Source organism: Calothrix sp. NIES-2098 (assembly GCF_963875125.1).
In the GTDB taxonomy this organism is placed as follows: domain Bacteria; phylum Cyanobacteriota; class Cyanobacteriia; order Cyanobacteriales; family Nostocaceae; genus Aulosira.
In genome coordinates, this window is record NZ_CAWNKJ010000001.1 from 2,674,672 (window position 1) to 2,695,154 (window position 20,483).

Here is a 20,483-nt window from a genome sequence, read left to right on the forward strand (position 1 = left end):
CAATAAGTATCTCTGTTCATCTTAGTTACATTAAAAAAATGACTTTAACAAAACTTTGATTGTATTACATTCACATAAAAATCGCTGTCATGCCGATAGGACTACAAATACTGTGATTTTGACAAAAATCAAACCGGATTTCTATATTTCATTTACATTAAAAGCACTGTAATGTCTATAGTTAACTATAGATTCTTTTAAGGAGAGGCATATGTTATTTGGACTGGGATGGCCAGAGGTGGCGATAATTGTGATAGTCGCTATCGTAATTTTCGGCCCAAAAAAAATTCCCGAACTGGGGAATGCATTGGGTAAAACTCTACGGGGTTTTAAGGAAGAAATTAAAGGTTCTAGTGGAGATAACAATTCAGAACACGAGCAATAATATTCACAATTGGGAGCAACCAAGGGTCAATAGTAGAGATACGAGCGATCGCATCTCTACTATTGACTACAGCAGAGTATTGATGATCCCAGATGCAACGCCATTTTGAGAATCTACGATCGCCGTAGTCGCATTTTGTTGATGAGTTTCTTCTTTGACTACGCCACGTGCCCTAATTAAGCGAATTGCACGGCTGACACTTTCTGGTAATATCACGACCAGGCTGTTCTCTGGAGCCATATCCAAGCCTTTAGTAATTGCTTGGGTTTCGTCCAAAATTGCCTCAAAACGAGCATTAGGTTTAACTTGGGTAATGCCTTGAGTAATCAACGCTGCGGCTGAACCGCGAGGACGACCCCTAGTATCATCGTCTTCTTTGATGATGATGTAATCAAAAATATCGGCTGCTAATTTACCCAAGGTCACAAAATCTTCGTCGCGGCGATCGCCAGGGCCGCCAACTACCCCAATTCGCTGGCCGGAAGTCCAGTTACGGACGAAGGAACCGACAGCTTCGTAACTTGCAGGGTTGTGAGCATAGTCTATCAAAGCGTGGTAGTTGCCTAAATTAAACAAATTCATCCGTCCTGGCGTTTGACTGACAGAAGCGCGGAAGGTCTTTAACCCAGCGCGAATCTGCTCAATTGTGACGTTTTGCACAAAAGCTGCCAAACTTGCTGCTAAAGCGTTAGCAATCATAAATGGCGCGCGTCCACCCATTGTTAAGGGAATCGCTTCTGCCCTTTCGATGCGGTGCGTCCAATCGCCTTTGACAATTGAGAGATAGCCATTTTCATAAACTGCTGCGACTCCCCCCTTTTGAATGTGCTTGCGCACCAGTTCCGAATCGGGGTTCATGGTGAAGTAAGCAATATTCGCTTTGGTTTTCTCTGCCATTGCTGCAACCCGATGATCGTCAGCGTTGAGTACAGCATAACCATCAGGAAATACTGCTTCTGCTACTACACTCTTGAGGTTAGCTAATTGGTCAATGGTATCTATATCGCCTATTCCTAAGTGATCGGCGGCAACATTTAACACTACACCCACATTTGCAGCTTCAAAACCCAGCCCCGAACGGAGAATCCCACCACGAGCGCTTTCCAAGACTGCTACTTCTACTGTAGGGTCTTGCAAAATTAAATGGGCGCTTTGCGGCCCGGTATTATCACCAGCTTCTACCAAGTAATCACCGATATAAGTTCCGTCTGTAGTTGTATATCCTACTACTTTGCCTGTTTGCTTGTAGATGTGTGCCAGTAATCTGGTGGTAGTAGTTTTACCATTAGTACCGGTAACACTCAGTATGGGAATGCGGCTAGATTGTTCGTTGGGGAACAGCATATCCATGACTGCGCCAGCGACATTGCGGGGAATACCTTGACTGGGCGCAACGTGCATTCTAAAGCCAGGGGCGGCGTTAACTTCGACAATTACGCCATCTACCTCCCTCAAGGGGCGGCTAATATCTGTAGTGACAATATCTAGTCCGGCAATATCCAAGCCAATAATCTTAACTACCCGTTGTGCCAACCAGACGTTTTCGGGGTGAATTTCATCAGTACGGTCTAGGGCACAGCCTCCTGTACTTAAGTTAGCCGTGGCTCTTAGATAACAAACTATACCTTTGGGCAAAATGCTATTAAGGGTATAGCCTTGCCTTTCTAGTAGTTGGTAGCTTGTTCGGTCGAGTTCTATTTTCGTGAGAACATTGTCATGTCCTTCACCGCGATTTGGGTCTTGGTTTGTTTCCTCTATCAGTTCCGCAATGCTAGATCTACCATTACCAACCACATGGGCCGGTACGCGTTCTGCGACTGCTACAACTTTGCCATCTACCACCAATACCCGATGATCTCGCCCAACGTAATACCGTTCAACAATAACTGACCGGGAAACTTGTCTGGCTGCTTCATAGGCGGCTTCTGCTTCTTCCCAGGTTCTAATATCAATAGTGATCCCACGTCCGTGATTACCGTCTAAGGGTTTGATGACTATGGGATAACCGCCAACATATTCAATAGCTTCTTCTAAATCGTCCAAGAAACTGATGACTGTACCTTTAGGTACTGGTACGCCAGCAGCCGCGAGAATGCGTTTGGTGGCTTCTTTATCGCAAGCTAGTTCTACTCCCAAAATGCCGGTGTTATCGGTCATTGTGGCTTGCATCCGCTTTTGATTCACGCCATAGCCTAGCTGAATCAAAAAACGTGCCCCTAAGGACATCCAGGGAATACCTCTTTTTTCTGCTTCTTTGACGATCGCTTCTGTAGATGGCCCCAAAGATGCATCGCGCCAGAAGTCTTTTAAGTCTTGAATATCTTGCTCTAGTTCTGCTTTGGGATAACGACCGCGATCGACAATACTTTGGCACAAACGCACTGCTGCTCGTCCAGCGTAGCGTCCTGCTTCTTCATTGAGGTATTCAATCACTACCTGGTAAATGCCAGGTGTGGCTGTTTCGCGGGTGCGGCCAAAGCCAACATGCATTCCAGCTAATTCTTGTAACTCTAAAGCTACGTGTTCAACGATATGGCCCATCATTGTGCCTTCTCGCACACGCATCAAAAAACCACCACGACAGCCCGGTGAGCAATAGTGACCCTCCAGACTTGGCAGCGCCTCTACTAATCCCTCATAAAAACCAGGGATTTCATTCGAGGGCGTCTCGGCAAGGTTTTCTAAATCGAGGCGCATAACGATCAGCTTGTGGCGTCGAATGCTCCAGTAGTTTGGGCCGCGTAAGGTCTGGATCTTGAGGATTCTCATGGGAATAGGTAGATGGAGATTCGGAACCAAAATTCTAGTTTCTTACTGAAATTGATCGCTAAACTGTTTATGATGAACAGTTTTTTCTTTTTAAATGCTGTTTCTCTGATTTTTATTCAGTAAGAAATAAATCAGCGATCAACTCAGTGTAACCTCAGATACTCTATTCCGTCAGCTGGAGATGCGGTGTACAGCGGGCAGGACAGTCCGCTGATACAGGTGAAAGCGATCGCCATAGCTGAGGATATGTAGACGTAAATTATGTACAGTTAAAGGTTCATTGGCACCTACATGGGGTTCGTTGGTGTGAGTTACCTCCGTGGGATCGACTATTGTCACGCTACCTTTACCCATCACTTGTAGCCAACCATCGCGCTCGAACACAGCACAAGTATCTTCATCAATACCAATACCCAGGCGATCGGGATGCGCGGCGATCGCACTAATTAATCGCCCCATGCGATTACGGTTGTGAAAGTGTTGGTCTACAATCACTTCGGGAATAAATCCTAAACCTGTTGCCATATCTACTAGCGAACGGTTTGGGGTTTCTCCACTACCGCCGCCAGCAATCATGTGATGCCCCATTACCGCAGCCCCCGCACTGGTGCCTGCTAAGGTTAATTGCCCTGCCCTCACTCGCTGTCGGACAATTTCCATCACTGGCGTATCTGCCAATACGCCACACAGACGCAATTGATCTCCTCCTGTTAAAAACACTCCACTACAGGCTTCCAGGGATGCTTTAATCTGAGGGGCTTCGCACTGTTCCCGTTCGCGAATATCTAAGATTTCAACCTTCTCAGCACCCATTTCTTCAAAAATCCGAATATACCGGCCACCAATGATCGCAGGTTCGCGAGAGGCAGATGGAATAATTGTAATATAGGCCTTGCTAGCGCCAGCACGACCAAAAAAAGTTCTTAGGATATCGCGTCCGTGAACTTTATCTTCTGCGCCTCCGATAACCAGAACGGCGGTTTTAGTTGCTTGGGGTGTCCTCATTTCCAGCGATTTAGCTTTTAATTGCGGCATTGTGTTTCTCCTGTCAACAACTTCAGGAGCCATCGCCTTGGTGAGGCAGCACGGTCTTGGTGGTTTCCCCCATGAGCGACTGCCGTCGGCTTGTGGCGAATGGCGTGTGAATATAACAAGGTTCAGTAGCCTGATTATCTTCGCGCTTTGCTTCTTTGGGAGGACACTTTTTTGAAGTTTGGATGGGCGTCAGCCGTCGTTCCAACTTCTCACTCGATCTACACGACGCCTCAGTCTGTATATATCCAATGCTGTTCCTCAAAGTCAGCGCCTTGTTATTCACCTGTCCACTTTTGCCAGTTTGGCAGAATAGTGCGAGTAAGGCTAAGTGGGGGGTAGACTGCACCCGATAATAGGGCAAGCAGGTCTTGACAAGCTGTGTTCTGAGGCTGGCTCGATGCATCCTGGAAGTTGTTAACTTAAGTTCAGAATATTAATTTCAATGTAGTTGTGACAATATTTAAACATAAATTAAGTAATTAGAAAAACTTTTAATCTCACGCAAGATCTAAGTTTTCTGGTACTTTTAGTTACTATTGACAAACTTTATCTGTAGTTTTACCAGACATGAGCTGCTTGTGTTTCCTAGACAGACAAATTTAAGATTAGTGTTCTTGAATACGAATAACTGTGCGCTTTGATATAGTTACGCTTTTTCCTGATTGTTTTACCTCAGTTTTGAGTTCTGGATTGCTGGCTAAAGCCTTAGCCAAACAGATTGCTCAAGTCAATCTGGTTAATCCAAGGGATTTTACCAATGATAAGCATCGAAAAGTCGATGATGAACCCTATGGCGGCGGTGTGGGGATGCTGATGAAGCCTGAACCCATTTTTGCTGCTGTAGAGTCGCTGCCGATTTTACCGCAAAGAGAGGTAATTTTGATGAGTCCGCAAGGACAAACTATCAATCAGCCGCTTTTACGCGAGTTGGCAGAGAATTATAACCAATTAATTGTTATTTGTGGACATTACGAGGGAGTAGATGAAAGGGTACTGCATTTAGTTACCCGTGAAGTTTCCTTGGGTGATTTTATTCTCACAGGTGGGGAAATACCCGCAATGGCTTTGCTGAATGGGGTGGTACGACTGCTACCTGGAACTGTAGGCAAGGTAGAGTCATTGACAGCAGAGAGTTTTGAGGAAGGTTTGTTAGATTATCCCCAATATACTCGTCCAGCCAATTTCCGCGGGTGGAAAGTGCCAGATGTGCTACTGTCTGGAAACCACGCTGCAATTGCCAAGTGGCGTTACGAACAACAAATTAAAAGAACAGGCGATCGCCGTCCCGATTTACTGGAAAAATGGAAGCAGCAGCGGGAGAAAAGGGACAAGGGGGACAAGGAGGACAAGGGAGAATAATTAGTATCAATGCCCAATAACAAATAACAAATAATAAATGACAAATATACGTATTGGTAACGGCTACGATATTCATCGACTAGTGAGCGATCGCGCTTTAATTTTAGGAGGAGTCAACATTCCTCACGAATTAGGTTTGCTGGGTCATAGTGATGCTGACGTGCTAACCCATGCGATTATGGATGCCATGTTAGGGGCACTATCTTTAGGCGATATTGGTCATTATTTTCCTCCCACCGATCCTCAATGGGCGGGAGCAGATAGTTTAGTGCTATTAAATCAAGTACACCAGCTAATTCGCAATCGCGGTTGGCAAATTGGCAATATTGATTCTGTGGTAGTCGCAGAACAACCAAAATTGAAACCTCATATTGAGAAAATGCGCGACAAGCTAGCGGCTGTTTTAGAACTACAACCCGATCGAATTGGTATTAAAGCTACTACCAATGAAAAATTAGGCCCAGTTGGACGAGAAGAAGGTATCTGCGCTTATGCTGTAGTTTTACTTGTAGCTGCTGATTAACTTAAATTTTGGTAAAGGATTAATTAATGGATAGCATAGGTATACACGAGCAAGATATTCCTTAAGAATTATTAAAATATTGGGGAGAACCAGGACAATGGAAGCTGCAAAATTTCAAATTCATAATTATGTTGCTGATATTGTTGTCTTGGATAAGGATGAAAAAATCGTTTTATTAGTGGAAGTTAAAGGCAGAAAATTAGAAGGTAGAGATGCCAAGCAAAAAGCTATTTCACCACTAAAGTCATATTTGCAAAATGTCAGAAATACTCGGGTTCATTTAGGGCAAGAGATGTTTGCTATGTTAGCAGATTTAGGAAATGTTGATATTTTCAAATGGGATGGTAAGAAGTTTTCAGATTCTCTAATTTCACTCGAAACTGCTAATATACTTAGTCATTACGATCCGGAGTTTAGCAAAAAAAGAATCTTGGGTCTCTACTTAGAAACGCTAGTAGAAGCTTGGCTGCGAGACTTAGCTTATCACTGGAAATCAGAAACACCACCAGCAACAAAAAAATTGGCAGAAATCGGTTTGCTGCAAAGATTAGAAGGGGGAACTACTCAGTCTCAGGTAAATCTTGATGGTGATACTTTACGTTGAAACTAACTTTTTGATGGCAATTGCGAAAGGACAGGATTCAGAAGCAGAAAATTTATTGCGTTCTTTACCTCCATCAATTCGGATATTTATACCAAATATTTGTTATGTTGAAGCACTAAATAGATGGGAAAAAGAAAAATATTATGCACAGGAATTTGAAAAAGAATTGAATAAGCAAATTAATAACTCAAAACGAGATTTAACTTCTCCTAATGCTCATTCTTTTCTGACATACTTAGAACAGACGCGAATTTTGAATAAATCATTGCTAAATGATATTCAAGATCGTCTGTTTAATGCTATAGATATGCTTCTTAAAAAGGCAGAAATAATTAATTTAGATACTACTATAATTCGGAATATTTCTGAAGCAGCAATTATTCAACCGGAAACACTACTTATTGAAAAAGACATCATAGATAACTTGATTTTACAATGCATTATTAGTCACACAAGCTCTTACCCTACAGAAAACAAAGTATTTATAAGCGGTAATAATAAAGATTTTGGGAAACCAGACGTTAGACAAGCTTTGGATAAAGCGGGAATTAAAAAGTATTTCACTAATACTAAAGATTTTCTTGGTTGGCTAAACTCCCAGTCCAGTTGAACTTTACTGTTTGATAATTAAAATTATGAAATTTTCTACCATATCATCTACAATTAAACGCTTTTGGTTACTAATAATTCTGAGCGTGGCAACAGCACTAACAGTTGCTGCTTGTAACCCCTCAAATTTTAAAACAACAGCCGCTCAAGTTCCACAATTAGTGACTAGTATTCTCAGCGATCCTAAAACATTTAACTTTCCTCTCAGTTCTGAATTTCCGAATATTTTTGGTCTAACTTATGAAGGTTTAATTACTGAAAATTATGAAACTGGTAAAGTTGAACCAGCTTTAGCAGAATCTTGGCAAATTTCTGATGATAAACTAAAAATTGTTTTTACCCTGCGTGACAACCTCAAATGGTCTGATGGGCAACCACTTACAGTAGACGATGTAGTATTTACTTACAATGATATTTATCTCAACGAAGCAATCCCCACAGATGCTAGAGATGGTATGCGAATTGGTGAAAGTCGCAAGCTACCGACTGTGAGGAAAATCGATAATCGCCGAGTTGAGTTTGCTGTTCCAGAACCCTTTGCTCCCTTTTTACGTAGCGCTACCGGATACCCAATTTTACCAGCCCACGCATTACGAGAATCAGTCACTACAAAAGACCAAGAAGGTAAACCCAAGTTTTTGTCAAAGTGGGGTGTGGATACACCACCAAATGAACTAATCGTAAATGGCCCTTTTAAGCTAGAGCGATACGATACTAGTCAACGTGTAGTTTTCCGGCGCAATCCTTACTACTGGCGCAAAGATGCACAAGGTAAACCCCAGCCTTATATCGAAAGAATAGTTTGGCAAATTGTCGAATCAACAGATACATCCTTACTGCAATTTCGTTCTGGCGGTTTAGATACAGTAGGCGTATCGCCAGAATATTTTTCGTTGCTGAAAGTGCAAGAAAAGCAAGGTAATTTCAAGATATATAATGGCGGGCCTGGTTCTGGTACAACGTTTTTAATTTTCAATTTAAATAAAGGTTCAAGAGATGGTAAACCTCTAATAAATCCCATCAAATCGCGCTGGTTTAATACTGTAGAATTTCGGCAAGCAGTAGCCTACGCCATCGATCGACAAACGATGATTAACAATACGTTTCGTGGCTTAGGTCAACCTCAAGATTCACCTATTTCTGTACAAAGTCCCTATTATCTTTCACCTAAAGAAGGGCTAAAAGTCTATAATTATAATCTCGATAAAGCGAGACAATTACTGATAAAAGCAGGATTTAAATATAACGAAAAAAATCAGCTAATAGATACACAAGGTAACAATGTTCGCTTCACTTTGCTGACGAATGCTGGTAATAAGATTCGCGAAGCAATGGGATCGCAGATTAAACGAGATTTGAGCAAGATTGGGATTCAAGTAGATTTTACACCCCTGGCATGGAATACATATACAGACAAACTTTCTAATTCCTTGGACTGGGAAGCATCTTTGTTAGGTTTAACAGGTGGTTTAGAACCAAATGATGGTGCTAACGTTTGGTCTCCTGAAGGGGGATTACACATGTTTAATCAAAAACCCCAAGCAGGACAAAAACCAATACAGGGTTGGGAAGTTGCTCCTTGGGAAGCACGAATTGGTGAACTCTATATCCAAGCAGCAAGAGAGTTAGACGAACCAAAGCGCAAAGCAATTTATGCAGATACTCAAAGACTAGCTCAGGAATACTTACCATTTATTCACTTAGTTAATGCCTATTCGATGTCAGCTGTTCGCAATCGTTTTGAAGGCATTAAATTCTCTGGGCTTGGTGGGGCATTCTGGAATATTCATGAAATTAAAATTGTAGATTAGTCAATGGATATTAGTCATTGGTTATCGCACAACTAGCAAATGATATAAGGAAAAATAACAAAGGACTAACGATCGATGACTAGTGAAAAAGCTTTGCGATCGCTCTTAGAATCGGTTGCAGATGGTCATGTTACCCCAGATAAGGCGTTAAATTCGCTTAGAGACTTAGCCTATGAAAGAGTAGGTGATTTTGCCAAAATTGACAACCATCGAGCGCTGAGAACTGGTTTCCCAGAAGTAATTTGGGGTTTAGGTAAAACTCCCGACCAAATTGTCCAAATTATGGAGGTCATGCGTCAGCGCAACCCAGTAGTGATGGCGACTCGGATTGAACCAGCCGTATATGCTGCACTGCAATCTAGGGTGAGAGGTTTGCGGTACTACGAATTGGCAAGAATTTGTGCAATTACTCCTGCGGAAATTGAACCTCAATTTGATGGTGTCATCGGAATTTTGTCTGCGGGAACGGCTGATTTACCTGTTGCTGAAGAAGCAGCAGTAACAGCCGAACTCTCTGGTTTTCGGGTTCAGCGGCTCTGGGATGTTGGAGTTGCAGGTATCCACCGTTTGCTGAGTAATCGCCACTTAATCGAGTCAGCATCAGTATTAATTGTCGTAGCAGGGATGGAAGGTGCGCTACCTAGCGTTGTTGCAGGTTTAGCAGATTGTCCTGTGGTTGCTGTCCCTACCAGCATTGGTTATGGTGCAAGTTTTGGCGGGTTAGCACCATTATTAACAATGCTCAACTCCTGTGCGCCTGGTGTGGGTGTAGTTAATATTGATAACGGCTTTGGCGCAGCAGTTTTAGCAGGGCAAATTTTACGGACAGCGGAGAAATTAAGAAAAGTTGAGGGATAATTTGTTCTCATGCTTGTCTCCCTCATTTTCCAATTTACCCTTCTCTTCACTGGACATCACCTGTAAGTAAAGGTTATGACATAAAAATCCTTCAGGTGACTAAGTATGAACTACTTCAGCGATGTGCTATCTGAGTTATTTTGGCATTCGCCTGTAACTTCAGTGTTGGCTCAATACGTTCACGATCCTAATGTTCTCGGACAAATGCAGAACAGTTGGAGCCACTTTATCAAGACAGGCCAAGTTTGGGCACTGTTGATTGGTTTAGTAATTGGCTATATGATTCGGAGTCTAACTAGCTACGGTTAAGGTAATTTTAGATTTTAGATTTTGCGAAAAGTCGAGCCAGCGCCTTGGGCGGCTTTGCCGACTTGAGGCGACTGGCGTCGGAGCGCCGGCTTCCGGCGATCTGAACTTTTCAAGACGGATTTAGATTAATCCAAAATCTAAAATTGATTGCCCCACTTTGAAAATTTATGACCGAACAAAAAACTTGGAGCCAGCGGTTTGAATCAGCATTGCATCCTGCGATCGCTCATTTTAATGCCAGTATAAGTTTTGACATTGAATTAATCGAATATGACCTCACTGGCTCTCAAGCCCATGCGAAAATGCTGGCTCATACTGGCATCATTTCTCTAGAAGAAGGAGAACAACTCGTTGCTGGGTTAGAACAAATTCGTCAGGAATATCGCCAAGGAAAATTTCAGCCAGGTATTGATGCGGAAGATGTTCACTTTGCAGTAGAACGCCGCTTAACAGAAATTGTGGGTGATGTTGGTAAGAAGCTGCACACCGCGCGATCGCGTAATGACCAAGTTGGCACTGATACTAGACTTTATCTGCGCGACCAAATCCAACAAATTAAGAACCAACTACGAGAATTTCAAACTGTTTTACTCGATATAGCTGAAAAAAACGTTGAAACTCTGATTCCCGGATATACACACCTACAACGCGCCCAACCGTTAAGTTTAGCTCATCATCTCTTGGCGTACTTTAGTATGGCGCAACGCGACTGGGAACGCTTGGGAGATGTTTATCGCCGAGTTAATATTTCTCCCTTGGGGTGTGGTGCTTTAGCAGGAACAACTTTTCCTATCAATCGGCACTACACCGCCGAACTGTTAGAGTTTGAGAGTATTTATGCTAACAGCCTCGATGGAGTGAGCGATCGCGATTTTGCGATCGAATTTCTCTGTGCGGCTAGTCTGATTATGGTTCACCTCAGCCGCCTCTCAGAAGAAGTGATTCTTTGGTCATCTGAGGAATTCCGCTTTGTTACCCTTAAAGATACCTGCGCCACAGGTTCTAGCATCATGCCCCAAAAGAAAAATCCTGATGTCCCAGAACTAGTACGCGGAAAAACAGGGCGTGTATTTGGTCATCTGCAAGCGATGTTGGTAATTATGAAGGGACTACCCTTGGCATATAACAAAGATTTGCAAGAAGACAAAGAAGGTCTATTTGATAGCGTTAACACAGTCAAAGCCTGCCTAGAAGCAATGACAATTTTGTTGCGAGAAGGATTGGAATTTCGTCCCCAGCGCTTGGCAGAAGCAGTCGCAGAAGACTTTTCTAATGCTACAGACGTAGCAGATTATTTAGCAGCAAAAGGTGTCCCCTTTCGAGAAGCTTATAACCTCGTGGGTAAGGTAGTCAAAACCAGTATTGCCGCAGGTAAACTCCTCAAAGATTTGAAATTAGAAGAGTGGCAACAAATTCATCCAGCATTTGCAGCGGATATTTATGAGGCAATATCTCCTCGTCAAGTTGTCGCAGCCCGTAATAGTTACGGTGGTACAGGCTTTGCACAAGTACGCAATGCAATTCTTGCAGCCCGTACTCAAATTGCCGAACTGAAAGCCTAGCAGCTTTTGAATAAAGGGCAACGAAGACAAGGAAGCCAGGGAACAGGGGAAAAATATTTGACCCTTGACTATTGACTCTTGACTCCTGACAAATTAAATAAGGGCGTACAGATTGTGTACGCCCTGAAAAAACAAAAATTTAACGAGTAAGGATTGTATCAGGCAGCTTACTCAGCATCAATTGCTGCTGCGCCCTCATCCTCTTCACTCTTAGGAGGTCTTTGTTGGAACCTTCTCTGCATTCTTCCCGTAGTAGTTCGTTTACGAAACTTTCTGGCATATGCCTGGTTCCGTAGCGCCTTTTCTTTTTTCGGGTTACGGCGCTTAGCCATGTTCACCTCATTAATAAACAACAAAAAAGAGCTACTAGGCAATATCAGCTACCGTTGTTATTGATATATTTTTAGCCTAGTCTAGCTATAAGACAGTTTGAACAATTTGCAATTATAACCTATTTTTATTTTAAATGTCAATATATATTGGATAATTTTAGTATTAATTAGCAGCTTTAAGCACAGCTTTTGTTATAGATATTGCACAATGGGTAAGGATTTTCTTCAGTTCTCTTGTGCATTCACTATTATAAGCACATCTCTTAAATATGAGAAACTGTGGAGAAGAAATTAGAAAATAGAAAATTCTAAAAGTAGAGATTTTTATCCCTAACTATCGGCAATAGCGTGTGGATTTTTATTGTAATAATCAAACAAAAGGCAAGATTTTTATAAAATCACTATTAACTTATACTTTTTAAGTATCACTAAACAAGAACAATGTGATTAAAAATAATTTCAGGGATAAGTACAGGGTTATATGGTTTTTAATGTTTTAATTTAAGTTTTAAATAATGCTTTTGTATTCTCATAGAAATTAAGTAGAAAAATCTCAGTAAAGTTTGATGTGTTTCTTTAAACATAATTTCCTTTAAACCGAGAAAACCTTATGATATAAGAGTTACTGTGAATAGATATTCAGTAGCTTTGCTAAATATCTAAATATTCATTGTTAACCGATCGCTAAACTTTATCTCAAAATAGTGAAACTCGTAAAGAACTTTTGAATTTTCTGTTATTTTTTACGATCGTTACTATTTTATAATATTTAATATTGTCTTAAATTATTCTCAAAACCTATTAATAAAAGGTTTAAATCTTAAATTTATAATCTCAGATTGCTATTATACACATCCTAAATGAAAGTTAAAAAAGCTCATCAATCAGTTTTTTTGGTATAAAGATATACGCTGATTAATTATAGCTAATGTTAAGATTGAGATATTCTAATGAAGTGTTAGAATAAAACTCCAAACCCATAATCATAGATGTATAATTAAAAACTTAATCCATTTGTATTTATCCATCTATGTTAAGCGGTGAGGAATTATTAGAATACAACCCCAACATTTGTAGATTGAACGTTCTTGCTTTTTTTACGATAGCTGTAAAGTCCACACGTAGCTTATGGCGTTTTGGACAAACGGTATTGGGTATAATTTTTCGCCATCCCATTACTGGCACTAGCATCATTCCGATTTTACCTGATGGTCGGATTGTGCTGATTCGGCGCAGTGACAATGGTCGCTGGTCGCTACCTGGAGGCATGGTGGACTGGGGAGAAGATATTCCGACTACAGTCCGCCGAGAGTTGTATGAGGAAACTGGATTAGAATTGCTGCAAATCAGGCGTTTAGTCGGGGTTTATTCTTCCCCCAACCGCGATCCTAGAATTCATTCAATTTGTATTGCTGTAGAAGCAGAAGTACAAGGAACAATGGAAATTTACGATAAGTTGGAGGTCATAGAAATCCAAGCGTTCTCTCCTAACTCCTTACCTCCAGAACCGATGTCTCACGATCACTCTCAGCAGTTGCAAGACTATTTAAATGGCTTGACAATAGTGGCATAACCATATTTTGTTTGTCATTAGTCATTAGTCTTGGGCTTAAATTCTGTTTCTCATAAATCATGACTATTAACTATTGACTAACTATGCTAAAACTTAAAGCGGTTTACGGTTGAGTGTAATACAAATTTTGGTATTGGGGTAACGGGCAATGAACAATGGTTTTTTGTTCGGTACTTCTTGGTGTCAAAATTAGGGTACATCACCCACTGAAAATTGCTATAACTCTTAAAATTCAGATGGATACGCTATTTCATAACTCTCGGAGAAAACTCTCACAAGGGCTACTATTCTGGCGCGAAGCTGGTAAAGGAACTCCGATAATTTTGTTACATGGTGCTTGGAACGATAGCAGTCAATGGGTATCGGTAATAGATTCTTTGTCCGATCGTTTTCATTGCTTTGCACCAGATTTATTAGGATTTGGAGAATCGGAAAATCCTAATATTTACTACTCAATTGATTTACAAGTCGAATGTCTAGCTGAGTTCTTGCAAGCTTTGAAGCTAGAACAAGTATATTTAGTCGGATATTCCCTTGGTGGGTGGATTGCGGCTAGCTATGCTTTAAAGTATCCAGAACAAGTTAAGGGTTTAGTTTTGCTTGCACCAGAGGGCGTAAAAATAGTAGGACAAGAAAAGTATTGGCAAAAGATGCAGCGGTTAGCAAAATTTTCACCTTTTGTATTTAAACTCTTAAAACTGCTTCGTCCCTTAACTAAAATTCTGGGCTTGGATGCCAAAATTCAACAATATTTCCAGCTACGTAAGTTGATGTTGCAGTATCCTACAGCCTGTCAATTACTATTTCAAAGGCAACAGCCAGAATTAGAGGCAGAATTATTACAAAACAGATTACAAATGATAGAAGTCCCAACTTTAATCTTACAAGGTGGTAAAGATACTCCAGATGCGATCGCTAAGAGTCAAACTTATGCTCAACTAATTCCTAAAGTCGAGTTAAAAATGATTGTTCATGGGGAAAAAGATATCCTAGAATCTTGTGGTAGGGTCGTAACTGAAGAGATTCAGGAATATATCAAAGAAAGATGTTCTTGGGCGATCTAGATTTTTCAAAATAGAGTACAAATTGACCGAGAAGTGGTATTCTTCTTTGGTACATCCAGCCATTTTCTCGCAATTTTACAGTGAATGTTGCTGAATTAGTTACTGTTTCAATTATTCTCCTGCTCGTAGCCACCGTTGTAGCTTTACTGTCGCGCTGGTTGCGAGTTTCTTATGTTGCAGGTTTAGTTTTAGCGGGTTTAGCAGTTACAGAACTTTTACCACAACGCATTGGTTTAAACGATTCCCTGATTTTAAATTTATTTCTGCCAATTTTAGTGTTTGAAGCAGCTATTAATACAGATATTAGCCGCCTCCGCAGCACTATTAAACCAATTGCTTTATTAGCTGGGCCTGGAATCTTAATCTCCTCTGGTGTTACCGCCGCACTTTTGAAATGGGGACTCGAATTAAATTGGACAGCAGCATTGCTAGCTGGAGTAATTTTGGCAATTACTGATACTGTTTCTGTGATTGCTGTATTTAAAGAAGTACGCGTCCCTTCTCGTCTTTCTACTATTGTTGAGGGAGAAAGCTTATTTAACGATGGTGTGGCGCTAGTTTTATTTAGTCTAATTTTAAAAGTTCATGCAGCTGGTTCGCTCTCATTTCTTGAAGGACTACAAGAATTATTTATAGTCATTATTGGTGGAACTTTGGTAGGGCTGGCTGTAGGGTATTTGAGTACAGGCTTATTTGTCCGTGCTGATGAACCGCTTAGTAGCATTTTACTAACGGTGGCTGTGGCGTTAGGAGCTTTTAAACTCGGACAGTCGTTCAGCGTCTCTGGTGTAGTTGCTGTGGTGGTTGCTGGGTTAATTGTGGGAACGGTAGGCCTTTCAGGTAAAGTATCAGCTTCTACTCGTTTGACATTACTAAGCTTTTGGGAATCTATTGCTTTTGGGGTAAATAGTTTTATTTTTCTACTAATTGGTATAGAAGTTGACCTGAATACTTTATGGCAAACTTTACCTGCTGTACTGTTAGCGATCGCAGCTTATCAAATAGCACGTATACTGTCTGTCTATCCACTTTTAGCTATTGTGGGTTGGTTTGACCGCCCAATTCCTTGGCGCTGGCAAAACGTTCTGTTTTTTGGCAATATCAAGGGTTCTCTTTCGATGGCGTTGGCGTTGAGTATTCCCAGCACGATCGCAGGACGAGAACAACTAATTGCTATAGTATTTGGAACGGTATTGCTGTCTGTAGTTGGACAAGGAGTGAGTTTACCGTGGTTGGTGAAGCGGTTGCAATTGTCTCAAGTGTCAGCAACTCGTCAGCAGGTTGAAGAATTGCAAGCACAATTAATCACCGCTAAAGCAGCACAGGATGAATTAGATACTCTATTGAAAACAGGGGTGTTACCAAAAGCTGTATATGAAGAGATGCGTTCTAGCTATCAAGTGCAAGTAGCAGGTGCAGAAAAGGCATTAAGAGAATTATATAATCGTCGTTCGGATGAGTTGGAAACCAAAAGTAGCGAACCTAGTAAGCTTGATGCTATTCGCCGTCGGTTGTTATTAGCAGAGAAAGCAGCACTAAATGAGGCGATACGTCAGCGAATTCTCTCAGAAGAGATTGTCTATGAACGGTTGAGGAAAATTGATGAGCAATTGTTGAAGTTAGAAGATGATTAATTTAATTCGTAATTCATTTTGAAGATGTACTTTGTGAAGGTTTTTGAGTTTTAATTACTTTGCCAGTGCTAACAAAAGAAACTCCTTGTTGAAATTCAGTTGCAATCATCACTGCTTCTACTATCGGCTCGGAAATTACTTTTTGGGATACCCATTCCACAATAAAATTTGCTCCTGAGCCACCACTAGTATCTGTTCTATTAATAAAAAAGTCTGTAGAAGCTAGGGCATTAAGTTTTATAGGGCGTTCTAAATACTCCTTAATTAATTTACCATCGGAATCATAGTAGCGTACAGCAGTAACAATCATCGGATTGGTCAAATCTGTATTCCTGATACTCAGAGTAGCTGCTAAATCTAAAATCTTGCGCTCATCGTTATGATAAATATGAGAATAGATGGGTACATAAATGGTTTGCCCCATTGCTATTTGCAAGTTTTTATCCAGAGTCACTACTTGTTGAGATGATTGTGTCTGGGTAGTTTGGGATTGTGGCTTTTGGGAATTATTTAATGATGTGCAAGCAACCAAAAAAATTAAAGCAATGACTAAATAAAAACGTAAGTATAACTTCATTCAATTTATTTACAGCCTTCAATAAAATCAATCATTTGATGCAAAGACCCTGGTTTAGTGACAACCAGTACAGTTGAGCCAGGTTCTAATACTGTACTCCCGTTAGGAATAGCTAAATCTTCATGGGGATGGGGTTGATAGCCAATAATTAAAGAACCAGTAGGAAAGCGTGAATCTTGAGCAATTTCGGCAATGCTACGATTAACAACATAGCAATTATTAGGGATTGAAAGTTTTAAAACTTCAATTTGTCCTTGCTCAAAATGCATCATTGATTCTACTTGCGGATATTCGATCGCATTCACCATTGTGGAAACTGCTAGTTCAACTGTGCCGATAATATGATTGGCTCCAGCTAATCGAAAAGGTTCAGCGAAATCGGAATGGCGCATCCGAGTCACAATATGGGGAACGCCATAATGTTTGGCGAGAGTTACCATCGCCAAGTTCAAAGCATCACTTCGCAGCATAGCGGCTAAAGCATCGGCTTTCCGAATTCCGGCTTCTAATAATACTTCTGTACTAACCGCGCTACCTTCAAAAGCCATCGCTCCCACTTGTTCGCGTGCGTACCGACAAGCATTAGGATCGATGTCAATCACGGCTACGGTATGTCCTAGTTCTACCAATTTCTGTGCCAAGCTTAGTCCTACCAAACCAGATCCACCAATTAGCACGTACATACGTTGTTTTTGGATAATGTTCGACTTTTACTTTACCAAACACGGCTTTTATGAGACGCTTACTATTTTTTCCATACCCCAAAAAATTAGATTGGGTTCTACAGTCAAACGTTGTGCGATCGCAGGGTACAAAGCTTGGAGATAGTTTAATAGTAAGGTGCGATCGCCTCCTTTAATTGCAATCTTGCCTTCCGGAAATAATTGCCACCAATTCTCTATAAAATCTTTGATTCCAGCAAGTAGGGTATAAATTACACCGCTTTGTATGGCTTCTGCTGTATTTAACGCAAAGCGTGGCGGTAGAGATGAAATCAATTGCGTCTCTATTAAAGGTAATTGTCCTGTTTGTTGACCAAGAGTAGCAAATTGCAAGCCTAATCCCGGTAGAATTGCGCCTCCAACTAGACACTGGTTAGCATCCGCAGCTGTAAAAGTCAGTGCTGTTCCCGCATCAATCACCAGCATCGGAAATCCCCAAGTTTTACCAGCACCCCATAACGCCAAGGCGCGGTCAATACCTAATGTGGGATACACATTCTTCAGCGGTATTTGATCTAAGGTGATTACCTGAAAATTGGGGTAACTTTGCCAAAGTGCTGTTTGGTTGGGAACTACAGAGGCGATGGCGATAGGGAGGAGGACAGGGGGCAGGGGGCAGGGGGATGTAAGGAAAACTTCTGGGGATAAATCATCTATTGTTTGAGATTGCGCTAGTTGCTGGATGACTGACTCTGGTAAATAGTCAGTGTCCCAGGTACAGTCAAGCTTTTCGCCTTTGAATAATGCCCAATGTAGCCGGGAATTGCCAATTTCCAAGGCTAGCCAAATATTGTCTTTGTGTACTTTGTGCCTTTGTAGTTCCACTCTTTTAACTTTTTTAAGTTATCTATAGCTTTTTTAATAAAAATTTACAATCGATACGTGTAACAATAAAGTCAGAGGAAAATATACTCATTGTGTTAAGGAAGGGAGTTATGGTAGCGCTCACCGAAAGAACTGAAAAAAGGCTCACCATACAAACTGTGGAAATTGCTCCAGATACTACAGCAATTCGCTCTTTGGATTGGGATCGCGATCGCTTCGATATTGAATTTGGTCTGCAAAACGGTACGACCTATAACTCATTTCTGATTCGCGGTGAGCAGACTGCTTTAGTTGATACTTCCCACGAAAAGTTTCGCCAGCTGTATTTTGACACGCTCACGGGGCTAATTAATCCAACAGAGATTGATTATTTAATTGTTAGCCATACCGAGCCAGACCACAGTGGCTTAATTAAAGATTTGCTGCAAATGGCTCCAGAAATTACTATTGTCGCCTCGAAAGTGGCGATTCAGTTTTTAGAGGATTTGGTACATCAGCCGTTTAAGCGCCGGATTGTGAAAAATGGCGATCGCTTAGATATTGGTAACGGTCATGAATTTGAATTCGTCATCGCCCCAAATCTTCATTGGCCTGATACTATCTTCAGTTTCGACCACAAAACCCAAATTCTCTACACCTGCGACGCTTTCGGAATGCATTATTGTACCGAGAGTACTTTTGATGACGATTTAAAAGCTATTGAACCAGATTTTAAATATTACTACGAATGCTTGATGGGGCCGAATGCGCGGTCAGTGCTGTCAGCCCTTAAGCGTATGGGAGAACTCCCAGATATCAAAATGATTGCTACCGGTCACGGGCCGCTACTATCTCACAACGTCGAAGAACTGACTGGACGTTACCGTCGTTGGAGTCAAACGCAAGCCAAGCCAGAAACAGTAATTGGAATATTTTATGTTTCTGAATACGGCTATAGCGATCGCCTCGCCCAAGCAATTGCCAATGGGATCGCTAAAACTGGGGTGGCTGTAGAATGGGTAGACTTGAATTCCGGCGTTGATTTACAAGAACTGCGGGAATTGGTCGGTCGTTGTGCTGGACTAGTTGTAGGTGTACCGCCAGTTTCTAGTTCTGCTAGTACCCAAGCCGCCCTGAGTACTGTTTTAGGATCTGCTAAAGAAAAACAAGCCATCGGCATATTTGAAACTGGCGGCGGCGATGACGAACCGATAGATCCTTTATCAAGTAAATTCCGTAACTTAGGACTGACAACAGTTTTCCCAGCTATTCGGATTAAACAAACTCCCAGCGAAAACACTTACAAACAGTGTGAAGAAGCAGGCACAGACTTAGCTCAGTGGGTAACACGCGATCGCAGTATCAAAGCGATGAAATCTCTGGGTGCTGACTTAGACAAAGCCCTCGGTAGACTTAGCGGCGGGTTATATATCATCACCGCCAAAAAAGGCGATGTCTCCAGTGCGATGTTAGCCTCTTGGGTAGCGCAAGCCAGCTTCAAACCCTTAGGATTTTCCATTGCAGTAGCCAAAGATCGGGCGATTGAATCACTCATGCAAGTTGGCGATCGCTTTGTCCTCAACGTGTTGGAAGAAGGTAATTACCAAACACTGATGAAGCACTTTTTGAAGCGATTCGCCCCAGGTGCAGATCGCTTTGAAGGTGTGAAAACTCAGCCAGCCGAAAACGGCGCACCCATCCTCACCGATGCATTATCATACATTGAGTGTGAAGTAAAGAGCCGGATGGATTGTGGCGATCACTGGGCAGTATACAGCACCGTCTACGCCGGACGAGTTTCTAAACCAGAAGCCTTGACTGCTGTGCATCACCGTAAAGTTGGCAACCATTACTAAAAGACAAGGGAGACAAGGAGGATAGGGAGGACAAGAGGGAAATAACAATGCCCTATTCCCAATTCTCCATGCCCCATTCCCCATTCCTCAAACCACT

Annotated in this window: 20 protein-coding genes; 13 read left to right on the forward strand and 7 right to left on the reverse strand. The window is 41.6% G+C overall.

What is annotated here, in order from left to right:
• The first annotated feature begins 211 nt into the window (after positions 1 to 211).
• Positions 212 to 385, forward strand: coding sequence for a twin-arginine translocase TatA/TatE family subunit (tatA, locus tag AACU33_RS11245; protein ID WP_096588585.1), 174 nt, complete (start codon positions 212 to 214; stop codon positions 383 to 385).
• Positions 386 to 451: 66 nt separating this feature from the next.
• Here the strand turns inward: tatA and cphA are convergent, their stop codons facing one another.
• From cphA to AACU33_RS11260, 3 genes are all read right to left on the reverse strand, one after another.
• Positions 452 to 3,154: a cyanophycin synthetase gene (gene cphA, locus AACU33_RS11250; protein WP_096588586.1), complete on the reverse strand. Its 2,703-nt coding sequence runs from the start codon at positions 3,152 to 3,154 to the stop codon at positions 452 to 454.
• A gap of 171 nt (positions 3,155 to 3,325) precedes the next feature.
• Positions 3,326 to 4,189, reverse strand: coding sequence for a cyanophycinase (locus tag AACU33_RS11255; RefSeq protein WP_096588587.1), 864 nt, complete (start codon positions 4,187 to 4,189; stop codon positions 3,326 to 3,328).
• Positions 4,177 to 4,308: a hypothetical protein gene (locus AACU33_RS11260; protein ID WP_339375929.1), complete on the reverse strand. Its 132-nt coding sequence runs from the start codon at positions 4,306 to 4,308 to the stop codon at positions 4,177 to 4,179. The genes AACU33_RS11255 and AACU33_RS11260 overlap by 13 nt, the downstream gene beginning before the upstream one ends.
• A 511-nt stretch (positions 4,309 to 4,819) precedes the next feature.
• Between AACU33_RS11260 and trmD the strand changes: the two genes are divergently transcribed.
• The 8 genes from trmD (at position 4,820) to argH (ending at position 11,824) form a co-directional block, all read left to right on the forward strand.
• Positions 4,820 to 5,548, forward strand: coding sequence for a tRNA (guanosine(37)-N1)-methyltransferase TrmD (gene trmD / locus AACU33_RS11265; RefSeq protein WP_096588588.1), 729 nt, complete (start codon positions 4,820 to 4,822; stop codon positions 5,546 to 5,548).
• Positions 5,549 to 5,585: 37 nt separating this feature from the next.
• The gene (ispF, locus tag AACU33_RS11270; RefSeq protein WP_096588589.1) at positions 5,586 to 6,071 is read left to right on the forward strand and encodes a 2-C-methyl-D-erythritol 2,4-cyclodiphosphate synthase; all 486 of its coding nucleotides are present in this window, start codon (positions 5,586 to 5,588) and stop codon (positions 6,069 to 6,071) included.
• A 97-nt stretch (positions 6,072 to 6,168) separates the two neighbouring features.
• Positions 6,169 to 6,675, forward strand: a complete 507-nt coding sequence (locus tag AACU33_RS11275; protein ID WP_096588590.1) for a hypothetical protein — start codon at positions 6,169 to 6,171, stop codon at positions 6,673 to 6,675.
• A gap of 13 nt (positions 6,676 to 6,688) precedes the next feature.
• Positions 6,689 to 7,285: a PIN domain-containing protein gene (locus AACU33_RS11280; RefSeq protein ID WP_339375930.1), complete on the forward strand. Its 597-nt coding sequence runs from the start codon at positions 6,689 to 6,691 to the stop codon at positions 7,283 to 7,285.
• Positions 7,286 to 7,310: 25 nt separating this feature from the next.
• Positions 7,311 to 9,095: an ABC transporter substrate-binding protein gene (locus AACU33_RS11285; RefSeq protein ID WP_096588592.1), complete on the forward strand. Its 1,785-nt coding sequence runs from the start codon at positions 7,311 to 7,313 to the stop codon at positions 9,093 to 9,095.
• Positions 9,096 to 9,170: 75 nt separating this feature from the next.
• On the forward strand, positions 9,171 to 9,953 hold the full coding sequence (gene larB / locus AACU33_RS11290) for a nickel pincer cofactor biosynthesis protein LarB (RefSeq protein WP_096588593.1): 783 nt from the start codon (positions 9,171 to 9,173) through the stop codon (positions 9,951 to 9,953).
• Positions 9,954 to 10,058: 105 nt separating this feature from the next.
• Positions 10,059 to 10,262, forward strand: coding sequence for a hypothetical protein (locus tag AACU33_RS11295; protein WP_096588594.1), 204 nt, complete (start codon positions 10,059 to 10,061; stop codon positions 10,260 to 10,262).
• Positions 10,263 to 10,429: 167 nt separating this feature from the next.
• Positions 10,430 to 11,824 (forward strand): argininosuccinate lyase, encoded by a 1,395-nt coding sequence (gene argH / locus AACU33_RS11300; protein WP_096588595.1) that lies wholly within the window; start codon positions 10,430 to 10,432, stop codon positions 11,822 to 11,824.
• 167 nt (positions 11,825 to 11,991) lie between these two features.
• Here the strand turns inward: argH and AACU33_RS11305 are convergent, their stop codons facing one another.
• Positions 11,992 to 12,156, reverse strand: a complete 165-nt coding sequence (locus AACU33_RS11305) for a hypothetical protein (protein WP_009457656.1) — start codon at positions 12,154 to 12,156, stop codon at positions 11,992 to 11,994.
• 1,078 nt (positions 12,157 to 13,234) lie between these two features.
• On the opposite strand from AACU33_RS11305, the gene AACU33_RS11310 reads away from it, so the two are divergent.
• From AACU33_RS11310 to AACU33_RS11320, 3 genes are all read left to right on the forward strand, one after another.
• Positions 13,235 to 13,729: an NUDIX domain-containing protein gene (locus tag AACU33_RS11310; RefSeq protein ID WP_096595219.1), complete on the forward strand. Its 495-nt coding sequence runs from the start codon at positions 13,235 to 13,237 to the stop codon at positions 13,727 to 13,729.
• A 236-nt stretch (positions 13,730 to 13,965) separates the two neighbouring features.
• Positions 13,966 to 14,793, forward strand: a complete 828-nt coding sequence (locus AACU33_RS11315) for an alpha/beta fold hydrolase (protein ID WP_096588596.1) — start codon at positions 13,966 to 13,968, stop codon at positions 14,791 to 14,793.
• Positions 14,794 to 14,873: 80 nt separating this feature from the next.
• Positions 14,874 to 16,427: a cation:proton antiporter gene (locus tag AACU33_RS11320; protein ID WP_096588597.1), complete on the forward strand. Its 1,554-nt coding sequence runs from the start codon at positions 14,874 to 14,876 to the stop codon at positions 16,425 to 16,427.
• Between the two features lie 13 nt (positions 16,428 to 16,440).
• Here the strand turns inward: AACU33_RS11320 and AACU33_RS11325 are convergent, their stop codons facing one another.
• Genes AACU33_RS11325 through AACU33_RS11335 form a run of 3 tightly spaced genes read right to left on the reverse strand, consistent with a single transcriptional unit; the run spans position 16,441 to position 18,551 of the window.
• On the reverse strand, positions 16,441 to 17,004 hold the full coding sequence (locus AACU33_RS11325) for a DUF3124 domain-containing protein (protein WP_096588598.1): 564 nt from the start codon (positions 17,002 to 17,004) through the stop codon (positions 16,441 to 16,443).
• 5 nt (positions 17,005 to 17,009) lie between these two features.
• Positions 17,010 to 17,687: a potassium channel family protein gene (locus tag AACU33_RS11330; RefSeq protein WP_096588599.1), complete on the reverse strand. Its 678-nt coding sequence runs from the start codon at positions 17,685 to 17,687 to the stop codon at positions 17,010 to 17,012.
• A gap of 48 nt (positions 17,688 to 17,735) precedes the next feature.
• Positions 17,736 to 18,551: a pantothenate kinase gene (locus tag AACU33_RS11335; RefSeq protein ID WP_096588600.1), complete on the reverse strand. Its 816-nt coding sequence runs from the start codon at positions 18,549 to 18,551 to the stop codon at positions 17,736 to 17,738.
• A gap of 110 nt (positions 18,552 to 18,661) precedes the next feature.
• Here AACU33_RS11335 and AACU33_RS11340 point away from each other — a divergent pair, with 110 nt between their 5' ends.
• Positions 18,662 to 20,386: a diflavin flavoprotein gene (locus AACU33_RS11340; RefSeq protein WP_096588601.1), complete on the forward strand. Its 1,725-nt coding sequence runs from the start codon at positions 18,662 to 18,664 to the stop codon at positions 20,384 to 20,386.
• The last annotated feature ends 97 nt before the right edge of the window (positions 20,387 to 20,483 follow it).

What these genes read in the sequence shown, in the direction of transcription:
- AACU33_RS11255 (WP_096588587.1), bottom strand. Translation starts at nt 4,189, where the DNA reads ATGCCGCAATTAAAAGCTAAATCGCTGGAAATGAGGACACCCCAAGCA.
- cphA (WP_096588586.1), bottom strand. Translation starts at nt 3,154, where the DNA reads ATGAGAATCCTCAAGATCCAGACCTTACGCGGCCCAAACTACTGGAGC.
- AACU33_RS11285 (WP_096588592.1), top strand. Translation starts at nt 7,311, where the DNA reads ATGAAATTTTCTACCATATCATCTACAATTAAACGCTTTTGGTTACTA.
- AACU33_RS11315 (WP_096588596.1), top strand. Translation starts at nt 13,966, where the DNA reads ATGGATACGCTATTTCATAACTCTCGGAGAAAACTCTCACAAGGGCTA.
- ispF (WP_096588589.1), top strand. Translation starts at nt 5,586, where the DNA reads ATGACAAATATACGTATTGGTAACGGCTACGATATTCATCGACTAGTG.
- tatA (WP_096588585.1), top strand. Translation starts at nt 212, where the DNA reads ATGTTATTTGGACTGGGATGGCCAGAGGTGGCGATAATTGTGATAGTC.
- AACU33_RS11330 (WP_096588599.1), bottom strand. Translation starts at nt 17,687, where the DNA reads ATGTACGTGCTAATTGGTGGATCTGGTTTGGTAGGACTAAGCTTGGCA.
- AACU33_RS11295 (WP_096588594.1), top strand. Translation starts at nt 10,059, where the DNA reads ATGAACTACTTCAGCGATGTGCTATCTGAGTTATTTTGGCATTCGCCT.
- larB (WP_096588593.1), top strand. Translation starts at nt 9,171, where the DNA reads ATGACTAGTGAAAAAGCTTTGCGATCGCTCTTAGAATCGGTTGCAGAT.
- argH (WP_096588595.1), top strand. Translation starts at nt 10,430, where the DNA reads ATGACCGAACAAAAAACTTGGAGCCAGCGGTTTGAATCAGCATTGCAT.
- AACU33_RS11340 (WP_096588601.1), top strand. Translation starts at nt 18,662, where the DNA reads ATGGTAGCGCTCACCGAAAGAACTGAAAAAAGGCTCACCATACAAACT.
- AACU33_RS11280 (WP_339375930.1), top strand. Translation starts at nt 6,689, where the DNA reads ATGGCAATTGCGAAAGGACAGGATTCAGAAGCAGAAAATTTATTGCGT.
- AACU33_RS11275 (WP_096588590.1), top strand. Translation starts at nt 6,169, where the DNA reads ATGGAAGCTGCAAAATTTCAAATTCATAATTATGTTGCTGATATTGTT.
- AACU33_RS11325 (WP_096588598.1), bottom strand. Translation starts at nt 17,004, where the DNA reads ATGAAGTTATACTTACGTTTTTATTTAGTCATTGCTTTAATTTTTTTG.
- AACU33_RS11305 (WP_009457656.1), bottom strand. Translation starts at nt 12,156, where the DNA reads ATGGCTAAGCGCCGTAACCCGAAAAAAGAAAAGGCGCTACGGAACCAG.